The organism is Albidovulum sediminicola, from assembly GCF_025751575.1.
Taxonomy (GTDB): Bacteria; Pseudomonadota; Alphaproteobacteria; order Rhodobacterales; family Rhodobacteraceae; genus Albidovulum; species Albidovulum sediminicola.
The window spans coordinates 1-10,677 of record NZ_JAOWLA010000027.1; the positions used below are offsets into that span (position 1 = coordinate 1).

Consider the following 10,677-nt stretch of genomic DNA (forward strand, 5'->3'; position numbering starts at 1 on the left):
TCCAGGGCCAGAACCTGGTCCGCCCCCTCCAGCGCGTCCGACACATCGCTCGCCGTCAGCGCCACGTTGCCGGTGTTCTCAACCGTCACCGTGTAGGTGATCACGTCCCCGACCTCGTCCACCGTGGTCGTGTTGTTCTCCCCGTCGCCCGGGTCCGCGTCCGTGATCGCGTAGATCTTCTCAACATCAATCGCGGGCACGGCTGGTACATGCACAAGCGCCGCATCGGTGTCGGAATAGGTGATATCCTCATCGGCATCGTCGCCGGTGACGGTCGCCACGTTTTCGGTGTCGCCGACGGGAACCGTCGTGCTCCAGACCACGGTGATCGTGCCGGTCGCACCGAGGTCGTCGAGGATGCCATCGCCGTCCTCGTCGGTGAAGCCGCCGCCTGTCACCGTCACGCCGGCCTGCACGACGCCATCGATGATCAGATCGACATCGTCGGAGGTGTCGAGCGGCGTACCGTTGTCATCGACCAGATCGACATCGAGCAGCGCGCCGTCGCCCGAGTTGGTAATGACGTACTGGTACTGAACGCCATACACCTCTGGATCGAGGGTCAGTTCGTTGACGAACGGATCTGCGGTGCCGTCCTCCCGGACGGTCTTGTCAACCTCCACCAGCGGGTCGAGGTCCTGAATGACGTTGCGCGACAGCGAACGGTCCTGGTTGCCGGTGCCCACGATCTTCGCGTCGTCGGTCCCGTCGAAGCCCACCCAGTCGAGAAGCCGCATATGGTAGGGCGAGCCGGAGGGGTCCGCATTGGCCCAGTCATCCGGTGTCGCGATATGACCGCCCCAGGCGATCACGCCGTCGTCGCCCTCGGTGCCCGCGTACTCGAACACGACGTAGAAGCTGGTGGTGCTTGAACTCGCCACGCTGCCGGAGTGGGTATAGATCGCGGCGCCGACATCAAGCGAGCTGATGGTTCCTGATATTACCGCCGGGCCACCAGAGAAGTAGTTGCCCCGGGTAATTTGAACCTCGTCGCCCGTGCCCCATTGGCCATCCGATCCGGCCAAGTAGTACATATCGTCATCAGTCCCGATCACCCCATCCACACCGGCGGTCGCGAAGCCGAGGAGATCGACGCCCCAAGCGGTCAGCACGCCAGGTGTCTGGGTGATGTCATCCGACGTTGCGATAGTACCGTCATCCCCGGCCAGGACCAGCGGATCAAGTGGGATTTCCAGCGTGTTGGGGGTTCCCGGATTCTGTGTGATCGTCAGGCCATCCGTCGGATCGATCGGGCCATCGCCTTCATGCACCGCGCCGGTCTGGAAGCTGTAGTCGTAGGTGCCGATGTAGTCGATCGCGTACTCGCCGCCTTCGGTCAGGTCGAACTCGATCTCCAGCGCATAGGTCATCCCCTGCTCCAGATCGGTGAGCTGCGCGCGATAGGGGACGAAGTCGGCGTAGAAGTAATGCGCCTTGCTGGCGCCGAGGTTGCCGTTGACCCATTCCTCGCCATCAAGGGGATCATGGCTGGTATCGGAACCGTTCGCCCATTGGTCGAGGTTGTACTTGGTCGCGTCGGTGAAGCTGTTGGTGGCCAGCCGGCCATAGACGTCATCGGCGGTCGCAAACGCACCGTCCGCGCCGGCATCGACCTCCTGCGCCGTCAGGAGAAAGGTTTCACCCAGGGAGTCGTCGGGGTTCACATACCATTCGGTCACGACGATCCCGTTGGCGAGACCGTCTAGGTCGCCCGCGCCGCCGTCAACGACGATCCAGCTTTCGTGGCCCTCGCCGCCAAGGTCGATCACGACATCGTCGGCTGTCCCGTAGACGCCATCGGCGCCGGGACCTGAGACATGCTGGATCTGAAATTCCACCGCTCCACCGACCTCGGTGCCGGTCGCGGTTATGGTCGCCGTATCCTCTGGCGAGTAGTCAAATGCGTCCGTAATGACTTCAAAATTCTGTTCGAGCGACATCGCGCGTACCCCCACGCTTGAATAATCCGCTCGCACCCCAATGAATATTCGGACTGTAAACAGTCCTATTGGCCCACCCAACCTGGCGGGACCCAGCGTAGCCCAGATCCAAATACCTGTAAATCTGCGTGTCTGAGGCACCGTTCGAGCGGTCAGGGCACGCGTCGCAAGGGTCGGTACGACGGATGGATCCCGCCCGCTTGAAGGGGCCCGCAGGATCTCGGCACCGCGGCTGATCGCTGGGGGCGGCGCACGATCCAGCCCTCCCCGGATGGGGGCGCCGGACCGATCTCTCGCAATGCGCGAGGCAGATCCTCGTGACCGGCTCCGCGCCGTAACGGGGTCTAGGGCGGACCGTCGCGCCGTAGGGCCGAGCGCGACCATTCAAACGTTGAGTGGGCGGGTGCGGCAGTTCGATACGGATGCAGGTGACGGGCTGACTACGCTTGAGTGCAAGCCCTGGTCGCGCCGCGGACGCGCCGCAGCGCCGCCACCGACGCCGCCGGAGAGACCGGAAACCGAACTTTGAGGCGATTTCGGCTAGTTGCGATGGGGAGCTTCAGTTCGCACAGCACGCTCCGCCGGTTGAAAGAGGGCTGTGCCCGCAGCCCTCGCCAAGGCGACCTCCGCCGCATCCCTACGCGAGCCGCACAACAACTCGCCGTGGATTCTGGTTTGGAATTGGTGGGCCAAACCCTTCGCGGGCGGGCGGCTGGATCGTGCCCCCCTCACCCCGTGCAGCCGGGTTTGGGGCCGGGGCGGCAGATCCTCGGGGGTGCACGCCAAGTGACGGGTCCCCTGCCATACATGTTCTCAGGAGATCCGGCGACCGGCCCCTGGCGAATTCATGAAGCCAGAACCTCCCACGCAACTTGGCACCGCAGCAGTATCTAGCCCCTTCGAGGTTTGCTCCGGCCCTCCCCCTCACCGGAAGGCGTGGCGGGCGCCTGCACGGGTGGCCGTCGCCATGCGCGCACTGCCACGCTGGCCAATCGCTTGGGGCCTAGCCTTGGGGCACGCCGGAGCATGCCGATTCGAATCGGTTTGCAACCGCCTCCGGACGCGTGGAATCACTTCGGGCGAAAGGCATCGCAGAGCGCCGGATCGGTTTCAATCCGTCCCGCCCCGATCAGATCGAGGCAGTAGGGAACCGCCCGAAAGACGGCCGCAAGACAGGTCGCGATGGCCGAAGGCTTCCCCGGCAGCGTGATGATCAGCGTCCGGCCGCGGATGCCGGCGTCCTGACGCGACAGGATCGCCGTGGGCACTTCGGCAAGGCTGGCAAGGCGCATCGCTTCGCCGAAGCCCGGCAGCCGCTTTTCGATCACGTCATCCAAGGCTTCGGGCGTCTGGTCGCGCGGGGCGGGGCCGGTCCCGCCCGTCACAAGGATCAGGTCCGCGCCCGCCCCGTCGGCGATGTCCCGCAAGGCTTCGGCGACCGTCTCCCGCCCGTCGGGCACGATGCGGCGGTTGATCCGAACAGGCGAGGTCACGACCCGGCGCAACCATTCCTCGGCAGCCGGGCCGCCCTTGTCCTCATACTCGCCCCGGGCGGCGCGGTCAGAGGCGACAAGGACGTAGATCAGCGGGTCCTCAAGCGACATGGCTAGGCACCCTTTGCAGACACCATTGCGTGGCCGTCTCCACATCGGCGGGCAGCGCATCAGAAAGACCGCCCGCGAATTCGAGGTAGGCTGGCAGGTTCAAGCCGTTGACCCCGACGAGGATCGTCATCCCCTTCGCGAGCGCCTCCGAGATGACGGTGACCATGCCGCGCCCCTCGGCCTCGGACCTGCCGAACTTGTTGACGATCAAGACCTCGGCCCCGTCAAGCCGCGCCGCCACCGCAGCGACGGTCTGTTCCAGCGCGCCGTGATCCAGCATGCAGCCGCGCGCCAGGGCGCCGCGATCCTCGCTGATGCGGACGACCGGCCCGTCAGGCAGCACGCGCAGGTCCATGTCGCACTTGCGGCGGTCCGCGCGCTTGATGTTGGTCTGCACCGTCCCGGCCAAGGCGATGCCCTTGGCCTCAAGCGCGGCCGCGACCGAGGCGAGGAAGCGGTCGGTCTCGCCCCGTCCCTCGATGCTGATATGTCCCAGCTTCATTCCTGCACCTCCGCCTCACTTCCCGGGGCCAGGTAGCGCCCCGACTTTCCGCCGTCCTTGAGAACAACGCGCACCGCTTCAATCACCATCGACTTCTCGACCGCCTTGAGCATGTCATAAACCGTCAGCGCGGCCACCGATGCCGCCGTCAACGCCTCCATCTCGACGCCGGTGTTGCCGCTTGTCTTCACCGTCGCGCGAATACGGACACCAGGCAACGCCGGATCCGGCGCGAGGTCGAGCGCGGCGCGGGTCAGCGGCAAGGGATGGCAAAGCGGGATCAGTTCCGCCGTGCGCTTGGCCGCCATGATGCCCGCCAGCCGCGCAACGCCGAGCACATCGCCCTTCCGGGCCCGCCCCTCGACCACATGCGCAAGCGTCGCGGCTGTCATGCGCACCGCGGCATCGGCCACGGCGATCCGGTCGGTGGCGGGCTTGTCCGACACATCGACCATATGCGCGCGGCCCTCGGTATCGAAATGGGTCAAGGTCATGCGGCTTCTCCGACGATCATGCCGCAGACGGGGCACCCGTCGCGGCGGTGGATTGCGATCTCCCGGCTTTCGCCCCAAAGCGCATCCTGTATCAGCAAGCGGCCCGCGAGGGTCCGCCCTGCGCCCGCGATCAGCTTGATCGCCTCGGCTGCCATCATGGCCCCGATGATGCCGGGCAGCGCCCCCATGACGCCTGCGCTGGTGCAGGTCGGAAGAAGCTCCTCCGGCGGGATGACGGGAAACAGACAGGACAGGCAGGGCGCGCCAAGGGCGGGGGCGTAGAGCGTCACCTGCCCCTCCCACTGGCTGATCGCGCCCGACAGCAGGGGAACGCGCGCCGCCACGCAGGCGGCGTTCAAAAGATGGCGCGCGGGCAGGCTGTCCATCGCGTCGATGGCAAGGTCATGGCCCGCGACCAGCCGCGCGGCGTTGCCTTCGTCCAGGCGCTCCTCGACCGGCGTGACCGAAACGAAGGGGTTCACCCCGGCAAGTGCTATGCGGGCCGAGACGACCTTGGGTATGCCAAGCCGGTCCTGGCTGTGGATGATCTGGCGTTGAAGGTTGGACAGGGACACTTGGTCGTCGTCGACGATGGTGATCCGCCCTACCCCCGCCGCCGCGAGGTAAAGCAGGACCGGCGCCCCGAGACCGCCCGCGCCCACGACCAGGACCGAGGCGCGCTTCAGCCGCGCCTGTCCGGGGCCGCCGATTTCGCGCAGCGCGATATGGCGGGCGTAGCGGGGCAGTTCGCCCTCGGCATAAAGCGGGGTCGTGACATTCATCGGCTCACCCTCCTGTCATGGGTGGGAAGAAGGCGATCTCGGCCACCCCGTCGATGGAGGCCGCGAAATCGGAAAGCTCGTGATCCAGCGCCACACGGACCGAGGCGGGATCGGCGAAGGCGCAGGCATGGCGTTCGCTGCGCGCGGTCAGCTCCGCCACCAGCTCGGCCACGGTCGCGGCGCTGGTTTCGATCCGCTCGCGCGGGGTGTCGATCCGCTCCCGCAGCCAGGCGAAGTAGAGAATGTCGATCGTGGCCATCTGCCCTCACCCGCCCGTGTGGTTCATGCCGCGCGAAATCGTTCCCTGTGGAACGCCGCGCGAATAGTCGAAATCGTGCCCGCGGGGCTTCCGGGCGATCGCGCTGCGGATCGCCTCGACAAGCGCCGCATCATCCGGCCCGGCCCGCAGAACGTCGCGCAGATCGACTGCGCCCTCCTTCCCGAGGCAGGTGTAAAGCGCCCCCGTGCAGGTCAGGCGAACGCGGTTGCAGCTTTCGCAAAAGCTATGGCTGAGCGGGGTGATGAAGCCGATCCTCTGCCCCGTCTCGGCCAGGCGCATGTAGCGCGCCGGCCCCCCGGTGCGTTCATCCGAGGGACGAAGCGTGAAGCGTTCCGCAAGCCTCGCGCGTAGATCCGCCAGGGGAAGGTATTGCGCGATCCGGTCCTCCGCCCCGTCCTCGCCCATCGGCATGAGTTCGATTAAGGTCAGGTCGTGTCCTTCGCGGCCGCACCACTCGACCAGCGGGAACAGTTCGTCCTCGGTGAACCCTTTCAGCGCGACGGTGTTGATCTTGACGCTCAGGCCCGCGTCCCTGGCGGCGCGGATGCCGTCGAGGACCGTCGCAAGCTGCCCGCGCCGCGTCAGCCCGGCAAAGCGCGTGGCGTCCAGCGTGTCGAGGGAGATATTGACCCGCCGCACACCGCAGGCGGCCAACGCCTCGGCATGGCGCGCAAGCTGGCTGCCGTTGGTCGTCAGCGTAAGTTCTCGCAGCGCGCCGCTTCTCAGATGGCGCGACATGGCGCGGAAGAAATCCAGGATGTCGCGCCGAACCAGCGGCTCGCCGCCCGTGACGCGCAGCTTCACGACGCCGAGGTCAACGAAGGCCGAACAAAGCCGGTCCAGTTCCTCAAGCGAAAGCAGGTCCTTGCGGGGCAGGAACTGGACGCGCTCCCCCATGCAGTAGGTGCAGCGGAAGTCGCAGCGGTCAGTGACCGAAACGCGCAGATAGCTCACCCGGCGGCAGAATCCGTCCACCAGCGCGGACGCGACCGGCGTCGCGGTATCGGCGAAGATCGAGGCGTTTTCCAGCATGATCCGTCACCCCGCGCAGAAGGGATGCCAGTTCAGGATATCGCCCCTGGCGACGCCCTCGGACATGGCGGGGATCACGGCAAGGCCGTCGGCTTCGGCAAGCGGGAAGAGGGTGGCCGAGACGCCGATGCCCAGACGCTCCAACACAGGCAGGCCCGTCGCGCTCGTGCCGAGGCGGCGCACGGGAAAGACTTCCTGGCGGCCGGGACTGTGCCGCCAGGAAAACCCGGCGCGGGCCTTGAAGGCCGCGAAGGGCGTGGGGGCGCGGCCCGACAGGCGCGCGATCTGGGCCAAGGCGAACAGGTGGAAGCCGACGAAGGCCGCCATCGGATTGCCCGGCAGCCCGGTGAAGGCCGTGGCGCCGAGGCGCCCGAAGACGACGGGTTTTCCGGGCTTGACGGCCACCCGCCATCCGGCGATCTCCCCGCCCGCCGCGACAAAGGCGGGGCGGAACGGATCCCTGCCGCCAAGCGACACGCCCCCCGAAGACAGCACAAGATCCGCCGTCGCGGAGAGGTCCGCGAGCCGCCGGGACAGCGGCTCCACCTCGTCGGGCAGGATGCCGCCGTCGATGACCTCACATCCGGCAGCCTCGGCCAGCGCGATCAGCATGGGGCGGTTCGCGTCGTGGATCTGCGCGTGCCCGCGCGCCGCACCCGGCGCGGCCAACTCGTCCCCGCTGGACAGGACCACCACGCGGGGCGCCCGGACCACGGGAACGCGCCCGATGCCGTTCGCGGCCAGAAGGCCGATGTGCTGCGGCGCGATGCGTGTGCCGCGCGCGACAAGGCAGGCACCCATGGGTTGGTCGCTGCCCGCAAGGCGCACGTTCGCGCCGCGTTCGGGCCGGGAGGTCAGAACCAGCGCCCCCTCGGCTTCGGACGCCTCCTCCAACGGGACAACCGTATCCGCCCCTTCGGGCAGCGGTGCGCCAGTGAAGATGCGCAGGGCCGCGCCCCGCGGCAGGATTTGCGGATCGGCGGCCCCCGCCGCAATGGTTCCGGCGATGGGCAAGAGGCCTCCGGCCTCGCCCAGATCCTCGGCGCGCAGGGTGTAGCCGTCCATCGCTGAATTCGTGAAAAAGGGCATGGCGACACTGGCGGCGATATCGCGCGCGCAAACCTGCCCAAGCGCGGCCCCGAGGGCCAGGTCGCGGACCTCCTCCAGGGCCTCGACCTGCGAGAGCGCGATCTCACGCGCCGTGGCGACATCGATCAGGGGCGAAGAGTTCGGTGAAGAGAGCATCGGTCCGGTCTTTCGAAAAGGCGGTCTGCGGCCGGATCAACCGGCCGCAGACCCGTCGCGTTACTTCGGAGCGTCCGAGGCGTTGGCCATCAGGAAGTCCATGATCACTGCCGCTTCGGCCTCATCGAGACCGGCGCGCGGGAACATCGACGGCGTGATCGCCTTCCATTGCAGCTGGGTGAAGGCCCCCACGTCGCGCGGACCGTGGCAGACGGTGCAGCGTTCGTAGAAGAGCTTCTCGCCCGGCCCCATCTCGGCGTAGAGCGCCTCGATCACCGAATCCAGCCGGTCTAGGCCCAGGTCTTCGTCGTCGATCGCGGCCAGTTCCATGCCCTCAATGATCGCCGGTTTCTCGTAGGCCATGTTCGGGCCGTCGGGGTCCTCGCACTTGCGGATCGAAGCCAGGCAGGTGTTGGCCGTGGTCGCCTGGCTGAGACCCGAGGACTTCGTCGTCGAGGTCAGGAAGTTGACCAGGCCGGAGTTGCACCGCCCCTTGCTGTCGACGCTCGGCCAGCATCCTTCGTAGATCGAAAGCACGCCCGGCATGATGTCGTCCGAGATGACCGCCCCGGCGATGATGGTGCCGCGGTCGTTGTAGATCTCGACCAGATCACCATCGGCGATGCCGCGCTTGGCCGCATCCTCGCTGTTGATCCTGACCGGCTCGCGTCCCTGGACCTTGTAGAGGTCGCGCAGCGAGGCGGACTGGTCCATCTGGCTGTGCAGGCGATGCCAGGGGTGCGGGCTGACGACGTGAAGCTGTCCGTCCTGCGCATTGCCCAGGTATTCGGCCGGTTCCAGCCACATCGGCATGCCGGGGCAGTCTTCGAGGTTCATGTTCGCGATGGTTTCGCAGAACATCTCGATCCGGCCGGACTTGGTGTGCAGCGGATGCGCCTCGGGGTCGGCGTAGAAATCGCCGTGGCGGACCCAAGCGCGCGCCTCCTGGGGGATCGACTGCAGGGCGTAGCCGCGATCCCAGAACTCCTCGAACGAGGTGTGCTCGGCAGCGGCGGTCCCGCCATAGGCCTTCTTGATGATGTCGATGTATTCCGGATAGGCCTGATCTTCGATGTATTGCGACTGGCGGTAGAAGAGGTCGGCCAGCCCGCCGAAGATCTCAAAGTCGCTGCGGCTTTCGCCGATCGGCTCGATGATCTTCTTCATCGCGTAGATGCGGTCGTTGGAATAGGTGCCGCCGACCGAGATGTCGTCGCGTTCCAGCGCCGAGGATGCGGGCAGAACGATGTCAGCCCAGCGGGTCGCCGCCGTCCACCAGACATCCTGGCTCACGATGGTCTTGACCTTCTGCAGCGCCTTGATCAGCCGGTTGGTGTCCTGCTGGTGCGACATGAAGTTGTTGCCGGCGTTGTAGATCATGTGCACGTCCGGGTATTTGCGGACGTTGCCGTTGTAGACCACCTCGGCCCCGGGGTTTTCCAGCGCCTCGGTGATGCGCGAGGCCGGAACGATATACTCGGTGACGAAGTTCTTGCCCTGACTCAGACCGGCCGGGGTGGCCTTGCCCGATTGCGGCATCCCGCCGTTGCCGTAGTGCCAGGAGAAGCCCACGCCCTCGCCCGGCTTGCCGATCTTGCCGGTCAGCGCGGCGAAGTTGATGATCGCCCAGTGGGTCATCTCGCCGTGGTGGGCGCGCTGCAGCGACCAGGCGCCGGCGATCTCGGTCTTCGACTTGGCAAGCAGTTCGGCGAGTTCGCGGATCTTGGCCGCGTCGATGCCCGTGATCGCAGAGGCCCATTCCGGCGTCTTGGCCGTGCCGTCCTCGCCCTCGCCCTTCACATAGGCGATCCACTTGTCGGACCCGGTCGTGTACTTCGCCATATAGGCCGTGTCCTCAAGCCCTTGCTCCAGGACGTGGTAGGCCATCCCCAGGAACAGCGCGACGTCGGTGTTCGGCACGATCCTGATCCAGTCGGCGTTCAGCAAAGTGTCGGAGGCCGTGCGCTGCGGGTTGATCGAGATGAATTTCGTGCCGTTGTCGCGGATCTGTTCCCAGGGCGAATACATGCCATGGTCGGCGACCGTGTATTCGATGCGGTTGTTCTTGATCGGGTCGCAACCGACCAGCACGAACACCTCGGTGTTGTCGCGGATCACTTCCCAGGAGGTCTGGGCAGAATAGACCTCCATGTCGCCGATGACATGCGGGAGCGAGATCTGGCTGGCGCCGCCGGACCAGTCGCCGACCGTGTTGGTGCAGCCGCCGATCATGTTGAAGAACTTGCCCTGCACCACGTTCGGCCGCATGATCCCGGCATGGCTCCACCCGCCGTAGGAGGTGGACAGGATCGCCTGGTTGCCGTGCTCGGCGATGGTGTCGGTGATGGCCTTGGCGGTCAGCTTCAGCGCCGTGTCCCAATCGACGCGGACATATTCTTCCTTGCCGCGCAGTTCGGGCTTCACGTCACCCGACTTCCAGTTCTCCAGATACGATTTCCGCACCATCGGGTAGTCGATGCGGGACTTGTCGTAGGTGCGGTCGAGCACCCCGTACATCAGCATCTCGGTCGGGCGCTGGTCTAGCTCGATCATCGGAGAGATCCGGACGATCGCGCCGTCACGCACGACGGCCTCGAACGGGCCATAGTGGCTGGCGCTGAAGACGCGGCCAGCAAAGGAATTGGGGTCTACGGCGGCCAGTGCCGTCGAACTCAGGAGCCAGTTGGACCCCACAAGGGCGGCCCCGCCCCGCAGGAAGCCCCGTCTCGTCGTGTTGATCAGTGTCATGGCACATCTCCGTCTTGTCTGCGACCAGAGAATGACGGAAAGGCGCGCTT

At 66.3% G+C, this 10,677-nt stretch carries 9 protein-coding genes; all 9 read right to left on the reverse strand.

Features of this window, described 5'->3' with window-relative positions:
- Positions 1 to 1,940 (reverse strand): DUF7507 domain-containing protein (locus OE647_RS18745; RefSeq protein ID WP_263723292.1); only part of this gene is annotated, 1,940 nt, incomplete at its 3' end.
- A gap of 1,070 nt (positions 1,941 to 3,010) precedes the next feature.
- On the reverse strand, positions 3,011 to 3,544 hold the full coding sequence (mog, locus tag OE647_RS18750) for a molybdopterin adenylyltransferase (protein ID WP_263723293.1): 534 nt from the start codon (positions 3,542 to 3,544) through the stop codon (positions 3,011 to 3,013).
- Complete coding sequence (locus OE647_RS18755; RefSeq protein WP_263723294.1) at positions 3,534 to 4,046, reverse strand: DUF2478 domain-containing protein; 513 nt, start codon at positions 4,044 to 4,046, stop codon at positions 3,534 to 3,536. Before OE647_RS18755 ends, mog begins: the two co-directional genes overlap by 11 nt.
- A complete protein-coding gene (moaC, locus tag OE647_RS18760; RefSeq protein ID WP_263723295.1) occupies positions 4,043 to 4,540 on the reverse strand; it encodes a cyclic pyranopterin monophosphate synthase MoaC in 498 nt (165 codons plus the stop codon). Before moaC ends, OE647_RS18755 begins: the two co-directional genes overlap by 4 nt.
- Positions 4,537 to 5,322 carry a HesA/MoeB/ThiF family protein gene (locus OE647_RS18765; protein ID WP_263723296.1) on the reverse strand — a complete coding sequence of 262 codons (786 nt, stop codon included), beginning with the start codon at positions 5,320 to 5,322 and terminating at the stop codon, positions 4,537 to 4,539. Before OE647_RS18765 ends, moaC begins: the two co-directional genes overlap by 4 nt.
- 4 nt (positions 5,323 to 5,326) lie before the next feature.
- Complete coding sequence (gene moaD, locus OE647_RS18770; RefSeq protein WP_263723315.1) at positions 5,327 to 5,572, reverse strand: molybdopterin converting factor subunit 1; 246 nt, start codon at positions 5,570 to 5,572, stop codon at positions 5,327 to 5,329.
- 15 nt (positions 5,573 to 5,587) lie between these two features.
- The gene (moaA, locus tag OE647_RS18775) at positions 5,588 to 6,634 is read right to left on the reverse strand and encodes a GTP 3',8-cyclase MoaA (protein ID WP_263723297.1); all 1,047 of its coding nucleotides are present in this window, start codon (positions 6,632 to 6,634) and stop codon (positions 5,588 to 5,590) included.
- A gap of 6 nt (positions 6,635 to 6,640) precedes the next feature.
- A complete protein-coding gene (locus OE647_RS18780) occupies positions 6,641 to 7,879 on the reverse strand; it encodes a molybdopterin molybdotransferase MoeA (protein ID WP_263723298.1) in 1,239 nt (412 codons plus the stop codon).
- A 60-nt stretch (positions 7,880 to 7,939) separates the two neighbouring features.
- Complete coding sequence (locus OE647_RS18785) at positions 7,940 to 10,627, reverse strand: molybdopterin-dependent oxidoreductase (protein WP_263723299.1); 2,688 nt, start codon at positions 10,625 to 10,627, stop codon at positions 7,940 to 7,942.
- Between the last annotated feature and the right edge of the window lie 50 nt (positions 10,628 to 10,677).